This is a genomic window from Grimontia sedimenti (genome assembly GCF_011045095.1).
Classification (GTDB): Bacteria; Pseudomonadota; Gammaproteobacteria; order Enterobacterales; family Vibrionaceae; genus Enterovibrio; species Enterovibrio sedimenti.
In genome coordinates, this window is record NZ_JAALDL010000003.1 from 32,042 (window position 1) to 54,329 (window position 22,288).

General features: G+C 48.8%; 18 protein-coding genes and 1 riboswitch. Of the genes, 12 read left to right on the top strand and 6 right to left on the bottom strand.

Going from position 1 to position 22,288, the window contains the following annotated elements:
• Nucleotides 1–2: 2 nt before the first annotated feature.
• Nucleotides 3–992, bottom strand: coding sequence for an HlyD family secretion protein (locus G5S52_RS05480; protein WP_165012145.1), 990 nt, complete (start codon nucleotides 990–992; stop codon nucleotides 3–5).
• A 6-nt stretch (nucleotides 993–998) separates the two neighbouring features.
• On the bottom strand, nucleotides 999–2,432 hold the full coding sequence (locus G5S52_RS05485; protein ID WP_165012146.1) for a TolC family protein: 1,434 nt from the start codon (nucleotides 2,430–2,432) through the stop codon (nucleotides 999–1,001).
• 635 nt (nucleotides 2,433–3,067) lie between these two features.
• Here G5S52_RS05485 and G5S52_RS05490 point away from each other — a divergent pair.
• Entirely contained in the window at nucleotides 3,068–4,585 is a 1,518-nt protein-coding gene (locus G5S52_RS05490) for a diguanylate cyclase domain-containing protein (RefSeq protein WP_165012147.1), read from the top strand.
• 64 nt (nucleotides 4,586–4,649) lie between these two features.
• On the opposite strand, the gene G5S52_RS05495 is transcribed toward G5S52_RS05490, so the two are convergent.
• From G5S52_RS05495 to G5S52_RS05505, 3 genes are all read right to left on the bottom strand, one after another.
• Nucleotides 4,650–6,566 (bottom strand): BCCT family transporter, encoded by a 1,917-nt coding sequence (locus tag G5S52_RS05495; RefSeq protein WP_165012148.1) that lies wholly within the window; start codon nucleotides 6,564–6,566, stop codon nucleotides 4,650–4,652.
• A 290-nt stretch (nucleotides 6,567–6,856) separates the two neighbouring features.
• Entirely contained in the window at nucleotides 6,857–7,513 is a 657-nt protein-coding gene (ribB, locus tag G5S52_RS05500; protein ID WP_165012149.1) for a 3,4-dihydroxy-2-butanone-4-phosphate synthase, read from the bottom strand.
• A 383-nt stretch (nucleotides 7,514–7,896) separates the two neighbouring features.
• Nucleotides 7,897–8,058: riboswitch (FMN riboswitch) on the bottom strand.
• An 82-nt stretch (nucleotides 8,059–8,140) separates the two neighbouring features.
• Nucleotides 8,141–9,139 (bottom strand): AraC family transcriptional regulator, encoded by a 999-nt coding sequence (locus tag G5S52_RS05505; RefSeq protein WP_165012150.1) that lies wholly within the window; start codon nucleotides 9,137–9,139, stop codon nucleotides 8,141–8,143.
• Nucleotides 9,140–9,267: 128 nt separating this feature from the next.
• On the opposite strand from G5S52_RS05505, the gene G5S52_RS05510 reads away from it, so the two are divergent.
• From G5S52_RS05510 to G5S52_RS05525, 4 genes are all read left to right on the top strand, one after another.
• Complete coding sequence (locus tag G5S52_RS05510) at nucleotides 9,268–9,627, top strand: MFS transporter (RefSeq protein WP_165012151.1); 360 nt, start codon at nucleotides 9,268–9,270, stop codon at nucleotides 9,625–9,627.
• The gene (locus G5S52_RS05515; protein ID WP_165012152.1) at nucleotides 9,620–10,843 is read left to right on the top strand and encodes an HlyD family secretion protein; all 1,224 of its coding nucleotides are present in this window, start codon (nucleotides 9,620–9,622) and stop codon (nucleotides 10,841–10,843) included. The genes G5S52_RS05510 and G5S52_RS05515 overlap by 8 nt, the downstream gene beginning before the upstream one ends.
• A gap of 110 nt (nucleotides 10,844–10,953) precedes the next feature.
• The gene (locus G5S52_RS05520; RefSeq protein ID WP_368737454.1) at nucleotides 10,954–11,451 is read left to right on the top strand and encodes a DUF2127 domain-containing protein; all 498 of its coding nucleotides are present in this window, start codon (nucleotides 10,954–10,956) and stop codon (nucleotides 11,449–11,451) included.
• 191 nt (nucleotides 11,452–11,642) lie between these two features.
• Nucleotides 11,643–12,008, top strand: a complete 366-nt coding sequence (locus G5S52_RS05525) for a DUF4870 family protein (protein ID WP_165012153.1) — start codon at nucleotides 11,643–11,645, stop codon at nucleotides 12,006–12,008.
• A 48-nt stretch (nucleotides 12,009–12,056) separates the two neighbouring features.
• Here G5S52_RS05525 and clcA read toward each other — a convergent pair whose 3' ends face one another.
• On the bottom strand, nucleotides 12,057–13,466 hold the full coding sequence (gene clcA, locus G5S52_RS05530; RefSeq protein WP_165012154.1) for a H(+)/Cl(-) exchange transporter ClcA: 1,410 nt from the start codon (nucleotides 13,464–13,466) through the stop codon (nucleotides 12,057–12,059).
• Between the two features lie 252 nt (nucleotides 13,467–13,718).
• Between clcA and G5S52_RS05535 the strand changes: the two genes are divergently transcribed.
• From G5S52_RS05535 to choV, 7 genes are all read left to right on the top strand, one after another.
• Nucleotides 13,719–14,930 carry a cation:proton antiporter gene (locus G5S52_RS05535; protein WP_165012155.1) on the top strand — a complete coding sequence of 404 codons (1,212 nt, stop codon included), beginning with the start codon at nucleotides 13,719–13,721 and terminating at the stop codon, nucleotides 14,928–14,930.
• 349 nt (nucleotides 14,931–15,279) lie between these two features.
• Nucleotides 15,280–15,891 (top strand): transcriptional regulator BetI, encoded by a 612-nt coding sequence (betI, locus tag G5S52_RS05540; RefSeq protein ID WP_165012156.1) that lies wholly within the window; start codon nucleotides 15,280–15,282, stop codon nucleotides 15,889–15,891.
• Nucleotides 15,892–17,352, top strand: coding sequence for a betaine-aldehyde dehydrogenase (betB, locus tag G5S52_RS05545; RefSeq protein WP_165012157.1), 1,461 nt, complete (start codon nucleotides 15,892–15,894; stop codon nucleotides 17,350–17,352). It abuts the gene before it with no gap.
• A 15-nt stretch (nucleotides 17,353–17,367) separates the two neighbouring features.
• Nucleotides 17,368–19,050 (top strand): choline dehydrogenase, encoded by a 1,683-nt coding sequence (gene betA / locus G5S52_RS05550; RefSeq protein ID WP_165012158.1) that lies wholly within the window; start codon nucleotides 17,368–17,370, stop codon nucleotides 19,048–19,050.
• Nucleotides 19,051–19,170: 120 nt separating this feature from the next.
• On the top strand, nucleotides 19,171–20,121 hold the full coding sequence (locus G5S52_RS05555) for a choline ABC transporter substrate-binding protein (protein ID WP_165012159.1): 951 nt from the start codon (nucleotides 19,171–19,173) through the stop codon (nucleotides 20,119–20,121).
• An 89-nt stretch (nucleotides 20,122–20,210) separates the two neighbouring features.
• Nucleotides 20,211–21,059, top strand: a complete 849-nt coding sequence (gene choW / locus G5S52_RS05560) for a choline ABC transporter permease subunit (protein ID WP_165012160.1) — start codon at nucleotides 20,211–20,213, stop codon at nucleotides 21,057–21,059.
• Nucleotides 21,060–21,061: 2 nt separating this feature from the next.
• Nucleotides 21,062–22,252 carry a choline ABC transporter ATP-binding protein gene (choV, locus tag G5S52_RS05565; RefSeq protein WP_165012161.1) on the top strand — a complete coding sequence of 397 codons (1,191 nt, stop codon included), beginning with the start codon at nucleotides 21,062–21,064 and terminating at the stop codon, nucleotides 22,250–22,252.
• Nucleotides 22,253–22,288: the final 36 nt, after the last annotated feature.

Here is a 22,288-nt window from a genome sequence, read left to right on the forward strand (position 1 = left end):
GATCAACCCTGAGTTTGCTCGGAGACCAGAATACTCATGCCTGCGCGCAGACCTTCAATAGGCGTTACAGGGCGTGCCTCCACTTCAAAGGTGCGCATGTCATAGCCGTTCTGGCTGTTGGTGGCGCGCCACGTCGCGAAATCCGCCAATGGGGCAACATGGGTGACTTCAAACTCATAAGCCTGCTCTCCCATAGAAGGAATGTTTGCCTCAAACCGAGCGCCTTTGGCAAATTGACGCAGTTTGTCTTCGCGAATATTGAAGACTGCCCAGGCATCTTTCATGTCGATGACAGTGACGACAGGGAAACCTTGCGGTGCCAGCTCGCCAGGGTGAAGCAGGATTTGGCTGACTTCGCCTTGATACCAGCTATGGATCTTGGTGTCTTTGGCATAAGCTTCCACTTCTGCAACCGCACCGGCTGCCATGCGGACTTTTTCCTGCGCTGCCCGTTTGGTTTCAGAGCGCGCACCGGCTTTCGCCAGTTCATACATTTGGAGCGCAGCATTTTCAGTGTATTTCGCCGCTTGCCACTGGGTGTAAGCCTCGTCGCGTTTTTGTTCGGCGGCAACACCTTCTTTGTAGAGTGCATCGACGCGCTTGTAGGTTTTGTCTGCCAGTTGTGCCGCAGCGCGGGCCTTTTGCCATTGGTCGCGCGCAGCGCTGATTTCCTGCTCACGAGCGCCGCTTTCAGCTTGTTCTGCCATGGCGTCTGCTGCTTGTTGTCCGGCTTTCGCTTGCTCCAGCTTAGCATCAAGCTCTGGGCTAAAAAGGGTGAAAATCAAATCGCCCTTATTCACGGTTTCACCTTTACGCACCAACACATTGTCAATACGGCCAGCGACCTTCGAAGAAATGCTGTATTGCTGCGCTTCAATCTGACCTTGAAAACGCTCAGGCACGGGTTGATAAGCTTGGTAAAAGCTGTAGCCAATCCAACCAATAACGGCAGCAGCAGGCAATGCCAGCGCAATAGATTTCAATTTGATCATTGTGATTTATCCCTTTATTGGTTGGGTTGATTGGAGTGATGCCGCCTGAAATTCTGGGAAACGATTCATCTCGCCGCTAACAGCGAGTAGACGAGAAAGCGACAGCACGTATTGGTATGACGCTGCAAGCTGCTGGGTTTTGATGCTGGCGAGATAAAGCTCAGCATCGACGACATCGAGTGAAGTGGAAAGCCCCTGTGCAAAGGCTTTTTCACGCAAGCGAAGGTTTTCTTGTGCAAGGGAAATGCTTGAAGCCAAACCTTGATACTCTTCCAGTGCTTGTCCTGCTTCTCGCCATGTTTTCTCTACCAGCAGTGAAAGGTCTTGCTCCGCTTGGGCGCGAAGGTACTGAACCTGAAGTGCGGTGCTGTGGGCAGCTTTGACTTTGTCTGAACGGCCACCGTTGTCGATAAGGGGAATGCTTACACCCACGCCAACTGCCCAATCAGGTGCCAATTCAGCGGTCAAGGAATCACCTTCATAGAGGTTGTAGTTACCGTAAAGATAAACCTGCGGGTAGTACTTGCCTTTCTCTAAGTTAACCAAGCCATCAGCTTGTTCACGCTTGGCGTCCAACACTTTTAGGCCGGGATAATCTGCGAGTGTTTTTTGCATCAATGGCGCCATCTCAGGGGCGTGTTTCTGAGTAAATAGGGCACTGGATGGCGTCACCGGTGCATCGCTTTTCACCAGTGTTTGCAACGCAGCTTGGGCGATTTCCAGGTCGCGTTCGGCTTTACGGCGTTCAGTCTTGGCTTTGTCGTAAGAAACTTCTGCTTGCAAGCGTTCAACGCGAGCAATTTGCCCCTGTTCTTCCAGCTTTTTCGCGTGGTCGAGGTGTTTTTCCAGCCCTTGCTCCACTTCTACGCGAGTCTCCAACACCTGCTCCGCCAGCACGGTCGCAAAATAGACTTTCGCAAGATCTTCAAACTTCGCCTGTTGGGCCATTTGCATCAAGAAGCTGGCTTCGTCGCGCTGGGCGTTGGCAATGTCTTCCGCTGCAAGAATACGGCCGCCGGTAAAGATCGGCCAGATAGCGCGGATCGAACTGGTGTAGATATCACGGTCGGCCAAAGTGGTGGTCAGCAGGTTATCGAGGTTCCCCATCAATGGACCCAATTGGGGAACAGAACCTGCAATTTGACCCAGCGCATCGCCACCATTCATATGGTGAGCTAGCTGAGACGGTTTGAGCTCCACGTCCTGGTCCAAGCGCGTGTAGTTACCGCTAAGTGAAATCGCAGGAAGGTGATGTGCCGATGCGGCGTTTCGCATGTGTTCGGCGCGCTCAACGTTAGCGCGTTCTGCGGCTATCGCATCATTCCGGGTCAGGACTGATTGCCATGCCTGCTCAAAGGTCATGGGCTTTGCGCTGCTCACATTAGGCAAAAGCATCAATGCAATGATCAGACGGACAAGGAGGGGTTTTCTGGCAAGCATAATGGTTTCCGCATGAGGAAGTTGCGAATATATTAGAGCTATTACTCTAAAAAATCCAGAGGAAGCTCTATAGACCCTGGTTTCGCAATGAGAAGTCGCTGGCGACGTACAAAACGGGTTTCGGACCTCTCAGATGGGGAGAAACGTGGCGAGCCGTTATAGAAATGTGGGCTGTGGGTATATGCATTGTGTTGTTATGACAGAACTTTCTTTTTGTGAATGAAACATCAATCGGAAATTTGTTGAATTTCGATTGGGAAAATTGTTTATGAAACCCTAATAAATGAAGTTGAAAATTCTGATAGATAATGAAAGCGTTTTCATTGGATGTAATGCTCTTATCTAACTAATAAAAATAGAAAAAATACATCTATGCTAATCGAGGATTTGATCAATTTGGGTCTGTGCGATAATTGTTAAAAGAATAATAATCTAGCTTTACGTTTGTCGGGTGGTGGTATTCACTATGTGAATGGATGATGTTTGGTGTGATGATTTGAAGGCAATTTCATTTCTCATGATAATTCAATCAATGCAACGATTGTTTTACTATTGATACACAATGTTCGTATTGCTCCATGGCAGAATACATCTAGGGTTGCGGCAAATCGGTAACCTTTTTTGGGGAGGAAGCCATGGCCAAACTTTCACCGGTTATTTCACAGATTTCTGGGCAGTATCAGCGTTATCTTTTTATCCTGTTTTGTATGGTGATGTTCTCTGAAGTCGCGCGCGCAAAACAATTGACCGACCAACAAAAACTCCAAGTTCGTGCTTTAGGCCATATTTCCATGTGTGTGGAACCGAACTGGTTACCTTTTGAAGCAATAAATAATGACGGAGAATACGTCGGTGTTTTGGCAGACTATGCCGAGTTAATCAGCCGAAAACTAGGCCTTCCTTTCGTTCTTCACCCCACAGCGTCTTATCACGAAAGCCTGCAAGCCTTAAAAGCTGGTGTCTGTGATTTCATTGTTGCAGACGTAGCAACTGAACAGAAACTTCAAGATTATTTAGCCACCGAACCTTATTTTATTTCGCATCGTGCGCTGGCAACGCATGTCGACGCCCCCTTTGTGGATGATTTGGTCAACCTTGGTGACGAAACAATCGGCGTACTGGCTAACTCGCCTGCGGCCGAAGTGATCCCAAAGCTTTATCCGCACTTAACCGTCCAGACTTTTGGAAGCACAGAGGAAGGATTGAAGAAAATAGAATCCAGAGAGCTGTTTGGGTTTGTTTCTGTGCTGGGGTCCTTGGTGTATGTGATTCAGGATCATAACATCACCAATGTGAAAATCGGTGGTGTGCTTCCTTCCAACGCCAAACTCTCGATGTTAGTGAACAAAAACAGACCAGAACTGGTAGGCCTATTCAACATCGCCATCAACGATATTTCACCGCTAGAACGAAAAGAGATCTTTGAACGCTGGTTCCCTGTTCGCTATGAAACAGGCATAGATTGGGGATTGTTCTGGTCAGTGATTTTCGCCATTTTTATCTGCTCTGCCACTACGATAGGCCTGTTCTATTACTGGAACCTTCGCTTGAAGCAAGAAATCCGGCGACGCTTGGAAGCCGAGGAGAAAATTACCGAACTGGCAATGACTGACCCTCTAACTAAGCTGGCTAACCGCATTCGGTTTAGTGATGACTTAAAGCTGGCCTTGCATGCAGCAACGTTAAAAGGGCGGCATGTTGCCCTGGCCATCTTGGATTTAGACGACTTCAAACCCGTTAACGATTTGCACGGACACCCGATCGGTGATGAATGTTTGAGAATCGTCGCTGGGCGGCTGCTTCAACAGTGCCGGGAGCAAGACACAGTTGCGAGGTTGGGTGGAGATGAGTTTGCCATCATTTACAGTGGCCCCGAAAGTCGGGATATGTTGCCGGATATCGCTCAACGCCTAATCGAAGCGGTGGGTAAACCCATTTATGTGGATGATATTGAGATTCAGGTGGGGCTTTCCATCGGGTTTGCCGTATTCCCAGACCACAGCATAGATAGCGATAGCTTGGTTCGTCATGCTGATGAAGCCTTGTATGAAGCAAAAGATATGGGCAAGAACAAATTCAGAATCTTCGAGCCTAACTCTGTAAAAAAGCCTGAGCGGGCTTTGGGCTTTCAACGAAAAACAGTCGTTTCTTAGATAGAAACATTTAGATGAAAGAAAAGGGCACAAATTGTGCCCTTTACCATGTCATATTGGTGGATTACGCCATTTGCTCTTCCGCTTCTTGCTCTAAACGCTTCTTCTCACGCATCAGTTCATTGAACTCAATACGTGCCTGTTGCGCTGCTTCAGAAGCCTGAAGCTTGTGTTCTTTGGCGGCCATGGCTTCGTCAGTCAGGCGTTGGATTTCATCCAGCTGCTCTTGAGGAGCATCGCCCAATTCCATACCTGTTTCGCCTCGTGACAACGCTTCGGCGCGGATGTGTTTCTTCAGATCCCAGATAGCATCCAACTTCTCACGCTCTTCGTTTGCCGCTGTGATCGCTTCGTCTTTCAGTCGTTCAAACTTTGCCATCGCCATGCCTTCACGAGACCAAGGGTCAACCTCCGGAAACTCTTCGATGTTGATGGTTGGGTCTTCGTAGCCTTCCTGATGTGAAAGGTCGAGTGTTGCTGCTTTCACACCTGAGATCATCAGCATGACCGCAATCACCAGCAGAGGTAAGCCGCCGACGATTGCCGCCGTTTGTAGCGTTGCCAGACCACCCATAAACATCAGGATAGAAGGCATCACAGACAGGGTGAATGCCCAGAACAGACGGTTCCAGCGCAGCGGGTCTTCAGTCACGTTATTCTGTACTACAGAAGCCAGAATGAACGAGATGGAATCGAACGTAGTTGCTGTGAAAATGATACATAGAATCGTGAACACAGCGATAACCACAGTGCTCATAGGCAGTTGCTCAAGGATTGAGAAAATCGCCGTTGTCGCGCCTTTCTCATTCAGGATAGAAACAACATCCAACTGACCTGACAGTTGCAGCGACAGACCAAAGTTACCCAAGATCATGAAGTACAGTGCACAGCCCAGTGAGCCAAAGAAGATAGAGCCTGAGACCATCTGTTTGATAGTACGGCCACGCGAAATACGCGCCACAAACAGGCCCATACTTGGCGCGAATACCAGCCACCACGCCCAGTAGAAAATCGTCCAATCCTGTGGGAAGTGGGTGTCTTCAAACGTGCCGTAGCCACCGAATGGTTCTGCCCAGGTCGCCATCACGAAGAAGTTTGACAGCATACGACCGATGGAGTCTAAACCGGTCTCCAGCATGAACAGCGTTGGACCAGCAAACAGGACGAATGCCAGCAGACCGAGTGCACCCCAAAAGTTAATGTTACTCAGAACCTTGATGCCCTCATCCATACCTTTGTAAGACGAGTAGGCGAATAACGCGGTACAAAGCAGCAGAACACCGATTTGAGTCACTGTGGTTGAAGGAATGCCAAACAGGTAGCTGATACCTTCGTTGATCAAGGGTGCAGCCAGACCCAATGTGGTTGCAGCACCACCCAGAAGACCAAAAATGAACAGCACATCAATGAACTTGCCCAGTTTACCGTGGCTGCGTGCTTCGCCAATGACAGGCATCAGCGCTGCAGATACTTTCAGTACAGGCTGCTTACGAACGTAGAAGAAGTAAGCAATTGGAATCGCTGGGATCAGGTATATAGACCAAGCAATTGGACCCCAGTGGAAAATACCGTAGGTTGCTGCCCAGCGGACGGCTTCTTCACTACCAGCCTGAAGCTGGAAGGGAGGGTTTTGATAGTAGTAAGCCCACTCGATAGTACCCCAGTAAAGGATACTGGCACCGATACCGCCACAGAAAAGCATCGCAGCCCATGAGCCCGTGGCGAACTCTGGTTTCTCGTCTGCGTCACCAAGTTTGATTTGTCCGATATCGCTGAAAACGATGTAAGCCATAAAAAAGAAGGCAGCGATACCAAGAGCCAGGTACATAAAGCCCAGCTTGTCGGTCATAAAGGTTTTTGCAATCGCAATCCACTCTGCACCTTGGTCAGGCCAAACCAGCAATGGAACGATGACAGAAAACAGCAGCCCCAACGCGCCGAAGAAAGTCGGCTTGTCGATGAGCTCAAAGTGTTTTTTCATAAAATAAACTTCCAGTTCACAGTGTTGTATCTAGAAATTCTCATGATGAATGCAATCCATATCAATTCAGCTATTGGATGCTGATGATAAAAAGGATTGATGAAATTCACTGCGTGAATGGAGTGACGAGTGGTTCTTGTGTTGGGTGAATTTTGCTTTCCTAAAGAAGCGGTGGGGTTAACAATTTGGTGATAGCTTGCACGATGAGAGGAATTATTCTTTTACAAAATAGAGACCGCTCATGAATCTAAAAATGTGAGCGATCTCAAAATTGCTTATCGTTCGAAAGATTAAGCGATCTTCTCCGCAGACGTTAGGCGGTATTGAACCATGTCTTCAATGGTCAGTACTGGCATGTCATGCTTCTTTCCGAACTCAACGATCTCTGGTGCTTTTGCCATGGAACCATCTTCGTTCTGCACTTCACACAAAACACCGGCAGGTGATAGACCAGCCATTTGCATTAAATCGATAGTGCCTTCGGTGTGACCACGACGAACGAGAACACCACCTTTACGTGCGCGAAGCGGGAATACGTGGCCAGGGCGCGCAAGATCAGAAGGTTTTGCATCTGGGTTCGAGGCGGTCTTGATCGTAGTGACGCGGTCAGCCGCAGAAACGCCGGTTGTGACGCCCACTTTCGCTTCAATGGAAACGGTAAATGCGGTCTGGTTGGCGCTGTTGTTATTGGCCACCATTGGTTGAAGTTCCAGCTTGTCGGCTTGTTCTTCAGGCAGGCACAGGCAAACGATGCCAGAGCATTCGCGGATCATGAGTGCCATCTGCTGATTGGTTAAGTGGTCTACAGAATAAATGATGTCACCTTCATTCTCGCGATCTTCGTCGTCGAGAAGCAAAACGCCTTTACCCAAGCGCAGTGCTTCAAGCGCCGCTTCAACGCGCTCAAATGGGGTGCCAGAAAGTAGAGATGTGTGAGTCTGATTCATGGTAACTCCTAAGTTTAAATACCAGAATCAGGGCGTATACCCAAACGTCCTGAAGATGCGAGCATTCAGAGGTCATCAATGCGTTCAATTCGAGGCAAATTCCGCGAGGAATAGTCATTCTATTTTCGTGGAATTTAACGAAGAAGTGGGCGCATTGAGGGCCTCCCTTCGGGCGAGTTGACTGACGCTGTGCTCTTTGTTGTTCCTTTTTGATGGAGGTGGCTACACCTGCAAAGGAACGCCGCGATCACAACACCAGTCAAGCTCGCTGAATCCTGCATCCTCAGGTCGTTTGGGTATGGATGAGCGCAAACTGCGAACGCAGCCGTACGCAATCCAACGATTTTCGGCTAAGCGAACGCCGCCGTGAATCGGTGCATTTTTATCATCCTCTTTCATCCGGACTATAACCGTCGGCCTTGGCGTCTCACCAAGTCTGCTGACCCCAAACATGTGCTTGGGCGCTCGCGGGCTCGCCAGTCTTACAATGATTTGCGTGCTGACATACCGCCGGTGGGGAATTTCGCCCCGCCCTGAGAATAATGCTCAAAATGAGCAAACAAATATTACTGTGTTTTCAATCGAAAAGGGAAGGGCAGATCGGCTGCATGCTTATTGTTTGCGCGATCAGTGTTCCATACGTCGCATGTACTCTTTCGGTGTACACCCACGGACGCGTTGGAAGGCTTTGGTGAAGCTTTGTGGGTTGCTGTAGCCAAGTAGACGGGCAACCTCATCCGGGGCATAGCCCTTTAACATGTACCTCGCCGCAATGTTATTCAGCACATAACCCCGCATAGACGAGAAACTGAAACCCAGTCGATGTAATCGCCGCTGCAATTGCTGTGTGGAAAGACCCAATGTTGATGCGACCGTTTCCAAAGAAGGCATGCCGTAATGACGGGTGAAGTTCACGACTTCATACAGCGCTTTGGTGGGGTCATCGCGTTGCGGCATGTTGACCAGTTCATCCAAATCAAACAAAGAAATAAGAGTCGCTTTGTTATGGTCGCGCGGCACAGCATGTTCCAAAAGTAGCAATTTGTTATCGAACCAGACTTCCGTCATGGCACAACCTGTCTTCACTTCACATCCAAACCATTCGCTTGCAGCGTTGATATCGATATCCGTCCCTTTGAGCCTGACTGCCAGCGGTGCAAAACCTTCATGGGTAAAATGGCGAAGAACGGAAGTCATCATAATGGCGACACGCAGTGAATCGATACCCGCCGCCGTTCCTGAGTATTCGTTGTCATAACACCACTTCAACAACTTTCCTGATTGCCTTCCCACGTAGTGAGCGCCTGAGTGAAAGCAGCTCAAACCATAGTTGATTCGCCTGAAGGTGACTGCCAAATCCGGTGCAGACATAAACCAATTTGCTTTCACATCAATGGAGGAAATCGCCAGGGAATCTGCAATGGCGAGTGGATAAGACGGGTCGCCAGAGAGCTCGGCGATCTTTGTTAGCCATCCATTGACTACTGCATGGGGAACGAGCGCCATTTCATCTCTATATAGCGAGGATGGAATACCCAGTTGTTCCGGCGTTAAGTGATATTTCGAACATGATCCGCTGATCAGAGGGCGGATATAGGCGATACGGATAAATGAGATGTCGAACATGTATATCACTTTAATGTGGATAGAAGAGTTCAATATATACGTAATTTTAACGTAATCAATCCATATTCAGGTGCCGATAATCTTCCTGTGTGAGCATTCACGCATTGAATAAATATCGGAGTATGTGAATGAGCCTGTTGGCAACCCCTTTTGTAGATACCACCACTGATACTGTCCTCCATGTGGTCGCGCTGGTTGTTCTTTTGGGATCGGTTGGTGCAATCGCGTTTGGCTTCTGGAAAGTCCATGAATTGCCTGTCAGCAAAGCCCGTAAAAAGCAGCATCACCAAATGGGATTGATATCCGCTCTGACGTGGATTGGTTTTATCTGGCATTGGGTTTGGGTGGTTGCCGTGATTCTCGCGTTTGTGGATGGAGAAAAAGCACTGAGAAAGATTCGGGACATCTGGCGTGAGCCGAGTGCGCCAATTAATGAAACCGAAATTACCACAAAGACAGTCAGCGAGAAGGAGGAAAATCATGCTTGAAGGATTGGCCGTATGGGCATTGTTTATTTACCTGCTTCGCCTGGTTGGCATGCCATGGAACGTTTATAGCAAGGCGTTCGCTTACATTGGTGGAGGTTCTTGGCTGATTTTTGTTTGGATTGGCTTATTGAATTTCACGCCGATGGACCTAACTGGCGGTTCTGTGGTGCAGTCTCCGCATATTCAATTGCGCCCGGGTTCAAATCAAATTCGTGGCAATGTGGATCAAATTTACGTTAATCCAAACCAACGTGTTGAAGAGGGTCAGCTTGTTTACACGCTTGATGCTGAACCTTACGAAATCGCTCTTAATCGTGCTGCTGTTGCTGAGCATGCGGCAAACGTGGCACTCGAAGTGGCGATTCAGGATGTCTCTTTGAATGAACAGCAATACGAAGCAACGAAAGCTGATCTCAATGTGCTTGAAAGTCAGCTGGCTGCAGCAAAAGAAGATGCCAAATGGAAGGCCAACCAGCTAAACCGATACATCACTCAGAATAAGCGTGCGCCAAATACCGTGACGGAATCTGTGATGGACGAGCAACGCAATAAAGTTCAACTTGCCGAAGCGCAAATCGCTACGCTCGAAAAGCAGATACAAAAGGCGGAAATTGGGGTTGAGCAAGCGCGCCTGAACAAAGAAAAATCGGTGCTGGCTGTGGCCACTAAAGAAGCCGAGCTGGAAAGTGCGAAAGAGAATACCGCGCAGGCTGAATGGAATCTAGAGCAAACCCGAGTGCGTGCGCCGGCAGATGGTTACGTGACTAACTTCATCATGCGCGAAGGTCAGTATGTAGGTATGGTTCCTCGCATCCATATGTACACCGATGAAAAATATGTGCTGATGCGGGTGAATCATCAGGCTATTCGTAATGTTGAAGTGGGGCAGTATGCTGAATTCGCGAGCCCGGTTTACCCAAGTAAGATCTTTAAAGCAGAAGTAGAGGGGATTGTTGAAGCAACAGGAGAATCTCAGGCCCGACTGATTGCCACTGACGACAATGTGCGCATGACTACAGGTTCAAATCTTGCCAACAAGCATCATTTTGTCAGGCTGAAACTAGAAGAACCGGAAGGCTATGACATTCCTGTCGGCGCAGTGGGACTGGCGTGGGTATCTGGTGAAAAGCCTATCGGGTTTATGAGCTTCCTTGATGTGATTCGTGGCATCATCATCAGAATGAAAGCCCAGCTTTACTTCATCTACTCGATCTAATCGACATTTATTTCTTAGGGCTCATTAAGAGCCCTTTTTCTTGCCTCTGTGACTGCATCTCATCACGATACTGCCCACGCTTAATATGCTTTTCCTATGAGTGACTGAATGTGAATCATCAAGCGATAGAAAGACACCAACCCAAAGGGTTGAGAGCCATTGCCATTTTGGAGGCAGGGAAGGGTTTGTTGGCTTTGATAGTTGGCTTGGCTTTACATGAATTGGGTGGTGCTGAAATCCAAGCACTATGCGAACAGATGCTACGCCATTTGCGGCTTAATCCTGCTGGAGAAATTCCAAGTGTGATTCATAAAGCGTTGGCAAGTGTTGATGACAGGAACCTGACCCTATTTGCATTGGGAACGTTGCTATATGCCAGTGTCCGTTTTGTCGAAGCCTATGGATTGTGGCGAGCCTTTGGCTGGACAGAGTGGTTTGCTTTGGCAAGTGGGGCGATATATTTGCCTTTCGAAGTCTATGAAGTGATCACTACAGGCAAAACCATGGCATATCTAGCGTTGGGCATGAACCTAATGGTGATTGGCTATATGGCAAAGGTTATTCAAAGGCGTTACCGGCAAAAATGGGTACCTGAGAATGTATTTTGATGGATATTTGTACGAAAAATAACATTTGGATGGTAAATCTATCTCAGCTGTTCATTTTTGATTATTAAATGAGCAAAAAATTGGGTTTGTAACGTGATTTATCTAAATGTTTATTGATGTGTTGATTTGGGTCAATTTAATGAATTAACATGCGCTTTTTTCACGCTCACGTAAAAATAAGTACAAATATAATGACAACAGATACAAAGCCTTCAAAGTTCAAATCTTCTGCCATGATCGCTTACATGCTGCTGCTTAGTGGCCTGCTGACTTTCGGTGTTTTCAGCATCGCAGGTGCTGCATTTGCTTACTTTAAGCGCAAAGAGGCTCTAGAGGCAGGGGAAGACATGTATGTCGACCATTTCCGCTGGATTATTCGCACCTTTTGGATTGCAGTGCCTCTGGCGTTGATGAACCTGCTGCTGATCCCATTTGGTATTGGTATGCTAACAGCGGGTGTCACTTACCTTTGGGTTTTCTACCGCGGTATGTATGGTGCGAAAGTACTGACTGACTTAAAAAGCCCTTACAGCAACCGACAGGCACAGACTGTCTAAAATAAACAGATTCCCCCTTGAGAAAGCCGCTTTTTTGAAGCGGTTTTTTTATGTCGACGTATTCTTGGTTTCTGTGCTTCCTGCGGCTTTTTGCTTGCTTAGTGTACGTTGTAATAGCTGACTGTAGAGCGGTTTTCCACCCATGGCCTGCGCCGTCATGGTTGCACCGAGAGAGGTAATCAAAAGAGGGAGGATAAGCTCATAGTTATGGGTGAGCTCGATCACCAGAAGTATTCCGGTGATGGGCGCGCGAACGGTAGCAGCAAACAGCGCGCCCATGCCTGCGACAGCAAACATTCCGATAGTGATATCAAAGTCCGGAAATACCAACATACAAACGGCACCAAAACAGGTACCGAAGAGTGTTCCCAGCGCAAGCATGGGGGCGAAGACACCGCCGGGTGCGCCGGAACAGAAACACGCGAGAGTTGTGACGGTTCGGGCTACGAAGAGAAGTAGAAGCATCGACAGCGTAAACGACCCGCCAACGGCATCTGTGATAAGACTTTCACCTGCGCCAGTTAATCGAGGCAGAAAAATGATCATCACACCAAACATGGCGCCGAGCGCCGCGCCAATGCCGATAAATCGCTTAGTCTCATGTCGGTGCAGGCGCTCGAAACCGTCCATACTCCAAACCACCATCCGGTTGAACAGTACCCCAAAACCACCAAACATCAGCCCCAGAATCAGGAAAAGCCCCAAGGCTTCCAAAGGCACATCTGCATGTGCAGGTAAGGGGATCATCGCGCCTTGTCCCTGAAAATATCGGTAGGTAATGGTCGCGACAATTGCGGCAATCATGACGGACTTAATCGAAATCAGGTTATAGCGAAACTGAGGGCGCATCTCTTCAACGACAAACATAATTCCTGCAAGTGGTGCGTTAAAGGCTGCAGCTAAACCTGCGGCAGCCCCTGAAGCTACCAAGGTGTGGCGACTTTCATCATCATTGAGCCGGAATATATCAGTGATCATTCTGCCGACGCTGGAGCCCATTTGCACCGAAGGCCCTTCGCGCCCCAGAACCAGTCCTGCACCAATGGCACCTATACCGCCAAAGAACTTCGCTGGAATTACCCGCCACCAACGAACGGGACGAAGCCCATCAAGTGCGCCCTCTATTTCAGGTATCCCAGAGCCGGCTGCTTCCGGGGCGACTTTCTTTACCAAAAGGAAGCCGAATGCAGAGAGCAAAGCGCTACTGAGCACAACAGTCACTATGGTCAGTAGCGACATTTCGCCATGGGTTTTTGACCATTCATTACGCTGGGTGATGACCCAATCAATGGCGATATCGAAGAAAGTACAAAGTAGTCCTGCTAGTAGTCCAACGAATACCGCAAGGAAAAGAATAGGAAGCGAACTTTGATGGCTGGCAAGGAAGCGACGCATCACATTGGATTGAGGGTTCCTTTGTAGGGATTCGTCTTGCTCCTCATTTGTTTGCTGTGCCATTGCCTTTCCCTTCGTTTTGACTCGCATTCAGCATAGAGCAGGAGATAGGAAGGTTACTTTTCGGAAATGATACATAAAGGGAAGTGGACTGTTTTTCATCGATTATCTACACAAAAAAGCTCAACGTTTGAAGAGCAGGGCAACTGGACATCCAATTTGTACACTTTGGGAATCAAACTGCTGCAAAAATCGTCACTAAAAGTCAGCAGTCCCTATAGTTAACTCAATCTTATTCAGAACTTTTAGAGCCTTATGACTGAATCTGTTCCTGCTCTGGTGACATACGCTGCGCTTGGCTGGGTTGCGCTGAACATCATTTTCTATATATCCGAACGCTGGATGGTGTTCTCCGACATCATTTGGATTCTACTCGCTGGATTACTTTATGGGTGGGTCGCTTCCTCCTCCAATGCAGGCCTACCAGAGTTGGTATTGAATCCGGAAATTGTCCTCTTTGTTTTTGTACCACTCCTTATCTTCGCTTCTACCAAGAAAATGTGCCTATTTCATTTCAGGCCGATTTTGCTGCCGGCGGTGCTGGCGGGCACGTTGGGCATTATTATCAGTATGCTGGTGATCGGTGGTGCTTTTTATCTTCTGCTTGGCGTGGAATGGCTTCCGGCACTCTTGTTTGGCGTGATTATCTCAGCAACAGACCCGCTAGCTGTCAGTGCGTTGTTTAAAGGCAATGAAGCCGTGACGGAAAATCAGAAGCTGCTGATTGAGGGAGAGTCGATTCTGAATGACGGGTTTGTGGTAACCGTAGCGGGGATTCTCGCATTGCTAATATTTAGCGACGAAAGCTTCGATGCCTTAAAGACAGGGTTCAGTTTTGTCACCCACATTTTTGGCGCTCTGATATCTGGGGCTTTGCTGGGGAGAGTTGCAAGGTGGGTATTGAAGCTAATGCATACATCGCATTATATCCTTACCACCAATATTACGCTGGCATTGGCCTATGGCAGCTTTGTACTGGCTGAATTTCTTCACTTCTCGGGAATTTTGGCGGTGTTCGCAGCAGCATTGGCATATGGCTATAAGCCGGATCACAACAGCAAGAACCGTGAATCAGAAGAAAAAGTATGGGAATACCTGGATTATGCGGCTAATGCCTTGCTGTTTTTTCTGTTGGGCACTAGCTATTTCACGCTGACATCAGATTCAACATTACCTGTTCTCTATACAGTACTCGCGCTGATTCTATTGTTCGCTGCGCGGTTTATTGCTTTAGGTACTTTAAAGCCAGTCATGCGTGTAGAACATAAAGCACTGTCCATGGATGAGTTCTGGCTATTGAATTTCTCCGGTGCGAGGGGAGCTGTATCGGTCGCTTTGATTCTGTTGCTGCCTTCCACTTTTGAATATCAATCCTTGTTCCTTGGCATGGCATTTTTGATGATTTTGGTTTCGCTTATCGTTTATCCGCTTATCACGGTCAAAATCATCAAACGCATGACGCAGTGACCCATCTTCAGATTGTTTAGGCATACACGTTGTCATGGAACAGCACTCTCAATATGAGAGTGCCAGGGCGGTTAAGTGCCTTCAAAAATGTTTAGTGTGCTAAATATTGTTCAATCGATCTTTTCACTACTCCATTCTCAATAGTCTGTAAGTCACTGAATATAAATTGTTAAATTCTTCGGATTATTCACTTTTCACTTTTTCACATTAAATATTGTTTTGACAACAAATGTTTAATTTGTAAGTCTGTTTTTAATTGAACATTCAATCAAAAAACATCTGCGCTACATTTTTAACCTAAATGTGATGGTGTTTAGGGAGATTGGATGCAAGAAAAAAGGAGAGCGAAATGCCAAAAGTAGGGATGCCAGCAATTCGCCGCCCGCAGCTTGTTGCTGCCACCATGGCGGTCATTGATGAAGTAGGGCTGGCAGGGGCCAGCGTTTCACTGATCAGCCGAAAAGCGGGTGTATCAGCAGGCATTATCAACCATTACTTTGGCGGCAAAAACGGATTACTCGAAGAAACGATGCGTTCGGTTTTGCGAGAGCTTTCTCAAGGCGTGCAGATGCGTCTCAATGGCACATCGCCAAATGATGCATATGCCCGGATTTTGGCGATTGTGGAAGGTAACTTCGACCCGAATCAGGTGAACGCTGCGGTTACCAAAACCTGGCTGGCGTTTTGGTCTCATGCCATGCACGAACCAGTTCTTTTTAGATTGCAGCGCGTCAATGAAAAACGCCTCCTATCCCACCTTCGCATTGAATTAAAAAAGCTGATGCCGACAGAGCGCGCTAACTTCGTTGCCCAAGGCATTGCAGCATTGATCGACGGAATATGGCTTCGTGGTGCGCTTGCGCCGGAAGGTATCGATCCGCGTGCTGCAATGGCGACAGTCGAAGATTATCTCAAGCTTCAGCTGAAAGATGTTGAATCCGTATCAAAAGGCAAAAACTAAATGGATATTAAGCAGTTATACATTCACGGAAGGTATGTTAACGCAACTTCCGGCGAAACGTTTACTACGACTAACCCCGCCACAGGTGAAACTCTGGCTGACGTACAACAAGCAAGCCAAACGGACGTCGATATCGCTGTGACTTCCGCATGGGAAGGCTTCAAGGTTTGGTCTTCAATGAGTGCGGCAGAGCGTCGCAGCATTTTGAACAAAGCGGTAGCAATTTTGCGTGAACGCAATGACGAGCTGGCGGCATTGGAAGTGTTGGATACCGGTAAGCCAATACAGGAAGCGCAGTATGTTGATGTGGTCACTGGCGCGGATGTTATCGAATACTACGCGGGTCTTGCTGTGGCTATTCAGGGCGAACAACAAAGCCTGAGCGAAAACCAATTCTTCTATACGCGAAAAGAACCCCTCGGCGTGTGTGCAGGTATTGGCGCGTGGAACTATCCGATCCAAATCGCGATGTGGAAGGCGGGCCCTGCTCTTGCGGCAGGTAATGCCATGGTGTTTAAGCCTTCGGAAGAAACGCCGCTAACGGCGCTGAAACTGGCAGAAATCTTTACCGAAGCAGGCATGCCAGATGGCGTATTCAACGTGGTTCAAGGCGACTACCGCGTGGGTCAAATGCTGTCGCGCCATGACAACATCGTGAAAGTATCATTTACCGGCGAGTGCGGCACGGGCAAAAAAGTGATGGCAGATGCGGCAGGTACGCTCAAGCCCGTCACTATGGAACTTGGCGGCAAATCGCCACTGATCGTTTTTAACGATGCAGACCTCGATAACGCGGTTTCAGGTGCGATGATTGCCAACTTCTACACCCAAGGTGAAGTCTGTACGCACGGTACCCGCGTTTTTGTTCATGATGATGTTTATGACAAGTTTCTTGCCCGACTGAAAGCTCGCACTGAAAAGCTGGTGGTGGGTGACCCTACCGATCCAGAAACCCAAATCGGCGCGCTGATTTCCAAAGACCACCTATCCAAAGTGCTCGGCTTTATCGAAAAGGGTAAAGCAAGTGGCGCGACCTTGTTGTGTGGTGGATACCAAGTGACAGAAGGTGAACTGGCGAAAGGAAACTTCGTTGTACCTACCGTGTTTGCGAACTGCACCGATGACATGTCACATGTTCAAAATGAAATCTTCGGCCCTGTGATGTCTGTTCTGCGGTTTAGCGACGAACAGGAAGTCATTTCCCGAGCGAATGACACCTCTTATGGCCTTGCAGCAGGCGTATTCACCACTAATTTCTCCCGCGCTCATCGCGTGATTGCCAAGCTTCAGGCGGGTATTTGCTGGATCAATAACTGGGGCGCATCGCCGGCGGAAATGCCGGTTGGCGGTTACAAGCAATCCGGTATTGGTCGTGAGAATGGCATCCAGACCCTAAGCAGTTACACCCAAACCAAGAGTGTTTACGTCGAATTGGGCGATGTAGACAGTCCTTACGCATAAGAGAACGGGGCCGGAATGTCGAACACAGAATTTGATTACATCATCGTCGGTGCAGGCTCTGCGGGGTGTGTACTGGCAGATCGACTGAGTGCGTCAGGTGAACATAAGGTACTGATCCTTGAAGCGGGTGGCACTGACCGAAGCATTTTCATTCAAATGCCGACTGCGCTCTCGTACCCAATGAACACCGAAAAGTACGCGTGGCAGTTTGAAACGGAAGTGGAAGAAGGACTGGATGGCAGGAAGCTGCATTGTCCTCGCGGCAAGGTTTTAGGTGGCAGCTCATCGATTAACGGTATGGTTTACGTTCGAGGTCACGCCTGTGATTTTGACGAATGGGAAGCCAATGGTGCAGCAGGCTGGAACTATCAAAACTGTCTGCCGTATTTCAAACGTGCGGAAACCTGGATCGGCGGCGAAGACGAATACCGCGGGGGCAAAGGCCCTGTTGGCACCTGCAACGGTAACGATATGGCGCTTAACCCGCTGTATCGCGCGTTTATTGATGCGGGTGAGCAGGCTGGCTATCCAGTCACAGAAGACTACAACGGCTACCAGCAGGAAGGTTTTGGCCCGATGCACATGACCGTGGATGGTGGTGTGCGTGCTTCTACGTCAAATGCCTATCTTCGACGTGCGTTAAAGCGCGACAACCTGACGCTAATCAAAGGCGTCACGGTCAAAAAAATCCTGATAGAGAACAAAGCCGCAACAGGTATTGCCTATGAAAAAGGCGGTCAGTCGTTCGAGGTGAAAGCGCGTAAAGAAGTGATCAGTGCTGCTGGCTCTGTCGGTTCTCCGCAACTGTTGCAGGTATCTGGTGTGGGCCCGAAATCCGTGCTGGAAAATGCAAATGTGGAAGTAAAACATGATCTGCCAGGTGTGGGTGCAAACCTGCAGGATCATCTGGAAGTTTATTTCCAATACTTCTGCAAACAACCCATCACTTTGAACGGCAAGCTGGGACTTATCAGTAAAGGTTTGATCGGTACTCGCTGGATTTTGTTCAAAGACGGTCTCGGAGCGACCAATCACTTTGAATCCTGTGCGTTTATCCGAAGCCGCGCGGGTATTAAATGGCCAAACATTCAATATCACTTCTTGCCGGCAGCAATCCGTTATGACGGAAAGTCTGCGGTGGAGGGGCATGGATTCCAGGTTCATGTTGGGCCAAACAAACCGGAAAGCCGTGGCCATGTGCACATTAAAAGTGCCGACACCAATGACAAGCCGGAAATCATCTTCAACTACATCAGCACCGAACAGGACAAACAGGACTGGCGCGACTGCATCCGCTTAACCCGCGAGATTCTGGCGCAGGAAGCGATGTCGCCTTATCGCGATGGCGAAATCCAACCGGGTATGAAAGTTGAATCCGACGAAGAAATTGATGCATGGGTGAAGGCAAATGTGGAAAGCGCTTATCACCCATCGTGTACATGCAAAATGGGCGCAGACAGCGATGAGATGGCAGTGCTCGATAACGAACTTCGGGTTCGCGGTATTGCCAACCTCCGGGTAGTGGATTCATCTGTGTTCCCAACGATCCCGAACGGCAACCTGAATGGCCCAACCATCATGGTCGCCGAGCGTGCTGCAGACATGATTTTGGGGCAGCCCATGGAGGCGTCGACGGATGTGTCGGTTTGGATTGACCCAAACTGGGAAACCCAGCAACGCCTGAATCCTTTGCAGTAAGCGTGCTATGCAGTATGCGAGGTTAAGGCGACAAGCAACATCAGCAACACCCAAGTAAAACGGAAGGGCGCAGCAAGTCGTTGCGCCCTCAGCCAAAAAAGAAAGGAAGAGGAAGTAACCATGGATAATAAACAGACCAAGCGACTGGCAGGTTTGAGCATCACTCTGGCGGCAGGTCTTACTGCCATGCCAGCAATGGCAAACCAGTGTGAAACAGTCCGCTTCTCTGATGTGGGCTGGACGGATATTACCGCGACGACGGCTGCGACCACGCTTGTACTGCAAGGTATGGGATACAACACTGACATCCAACTGTTGTCTGTCCCTGTTACCTATACCTCGCTGGCAAATGGCGACATCGACGTATTCCTCGGTAACTGGATGCCGACCATGGAAGGTGACATCGCGAAATACCGCGAGGCGGGCACCGTAGAAACCATCGGTATGAATCTGGAAGGTGCTAAATACACCCTAGCCGTACCAAAGTATGCTTTTGAAGGTGGCGTAAAGAGCTTTGCTGATATCGCAAAGTTTGAAGACAACTTCAAAGGCCGTATCTACGGTATCGAACCAGGTAACGACGGTAACCGTCTGATTCAGGACATGATTGATGCCAACGCTTTCGGACTGAAAGAGTTTGAATTGGTTGAATCAAGCGAAGCGGGCATGTTGTCTCAGGTTAAACGTGCCGTGCGACGTGACCAGTGGATTGTGTTCCTGGGCTGGGCGCCACACCCAATGAACAGCAACTTTGAGCTGGAATACCTGGGCGGTGGTGATGATTACTTCGGCCCTAATTATGGCGGCGCGAATGTTTACACCAACGTACGTCAGAACTACACAACGGAATGTCCGAATGTCGGCAAACTGCTGACCAACCTGAAGTTCACCCTGCCAATGGAAAACGAAATCATGAACGGCATTCTGAACGACGGTGAGAAACCGGAAGTGGCTGCGAAGGAATGGCTGCAAAGCAATCCTGACGTACTGACTGTATGGTTGGACGGCGTGAAAACACAAGACGGCAAAGATGCACTGCCAGCGGTGAAAGCTCACCTCAATATCCAGTAAACCCAACTGCATTTCGCAAGCAGTAACCGCGAAAGCAGGTGCTGGGCTGACCATCAGCCCAGCACATCAATATGGATTTTGGAGTACACATGAACTGGATTACAGATAATAAAATTCCACTCGGCAGCTACATGGAAAACGTTGTCGATTGGCTAACCTACAATGCAGCGGGCTTTTTCGACGCGCTTTCTATTTCGCTTGAATGGTTGATTCTTTCCCTCGTCGATGTGATGCAATGGTTCCCACCGTATGTGCCTATTGCGTTGACTGCGGGCATCGCCTGGCTGCTTCACCGACGCGTTTCGCTGGTGATTTTTGTTGTTGCAGCGCTTCTGCTGATTTTGAATCTGGGCTACTGGACGGAGATGATTGAAACCTTCGTGCTGGTGCTTACAGCGACCATGTTGTCGGTATTACTTGGCGTGCCGCTGGGTATTCTCGCCGCGCATCGACCTTGGCTGTATACCTTTATGCGTCCGGTTCTGGACTTGATGCAGACCATACCAACGTTCGTTTACCTGATCCCTACATTGGTTCTGTTCGGACTGGGTGTCGTGCCGGGTCTGATTTCCACGATTATCTTTGCCATCGCAGCACCTATCCGCCTGACTTATCTCGGTATCCGTAGTGTGCCCGAAGAGCTGATTGAAGCGGGTAAAGCGTTTGGCGCAACACCAAGCAAGCTGCTGTTCAAAGTGGAACTGCCAGCGGCGATGCCAAATATCATGGCAGGCATTACCCAGTGCATCATGTTGTCACTTTCAATGGTGGTCATTGCTGCGCTGGTGGGGGCAGACGGTTTGGGTAAACCAGTTATCCGCGCTCTGAATACAGTGAACATCTCACAAGGCTTTGAGGCAGGACTCGCGATTGTATTAGTCGCTATTATTCTCGACCGTCTCTGCAAAGCGCCGGCTTCACAAGGTAAAGAGGGTTAATCATGAAAGCAGTATCGATTGAAAACCTCGACGTGATTTTTGGTCATGGGCTTGAGCGCAGCATCTCCATGCTGGACGAAGGCAAAACCCGTCAGGAAATCCAGGAAGAAACCGGCAACGTGGTTGGTGTCAGCAACGCCACCATTTCTGTCGAACAAGGCGAAATCTGTGTGTTGATGGGGCTGTCCGGCTCGGGTAAATCCAGTTTGCTGCGTGCTGTGAATGGCTTAAACCCAGTGACACGCGGTTCTCTGAAAGTACGTGATGGCGAAGAGATGGTGGAGCTTAATCGCATCGACGCCAACAAGCTTCGTGACCTACGCTCACACCGCGTTTCTATGGTGTTCCAGAAGTTCGCACTGATGCCTTGGCTCAGTGTGGTAGACAACGTCGCTTTTGGTTTGGAAATGCAAGGCATGGGTAAAACAGAGCGCCGCAAACGCGCCATGGAAAAGCTTGATATGGTTGGCTTGAGTGAGTGGCATGATAAGCTGCCGCATGAGCTTTCTGGCGGTATGCAGCAACGAGTTGGTTTAGCGCGTGCTTTCTGTATGGACAGCGATATCCTGCTGATGGATGAGCCTTTCTCAGCCCTAGACCCTTTGATCCGCAACCAGCTTCAGGACGAGTTGTTGGAACTTCAACGTAAACTCAACAAGACGATTCTGTTCGTGAGTCATGATTTGGATGAAGCCCTGAAAATCGGCAATAACATTGCCATTATGGAGTCAGGCAAAATCATCCAACACGGAAAACCGGAAGACATTGTGCTGCGCCCAGAGACCCAATATGTCGAAGACTTTGTGGCGCATACCAATCCGCTTAATGTTCTGCGAGGTCGTTCTTTAATGACTGCCATTGGCGATCTTGAGCGACGCGACAACATGGTTATGCTTAACGAGATGGAGCAAAGCAGACTTCAGTTTGATAGTCAGAGCTCATTGATTGCGGCCTATCGTGGTGAAACAACCTTGCCTATCCTGACGTGGGATGGTGAAAGCGATGCTTGCTCGTTGCCGAAAGATGTCATCGTTATGGCAAATGCCGATATTTCGATGCGAAATGCGTTGGAAATTCGCTATCAGACAGGTCTGCCAGTATTGCTAAAAGATAACGATAAAGTCATTGGCGTATTGTCAGATAATGATTTTTACCACGCTTTGCTTGGGAAGCATTTCTCACAGGCGGCTTAGTGTTTAAAAACCCCATAGTGAAACAATGGGGTTTTT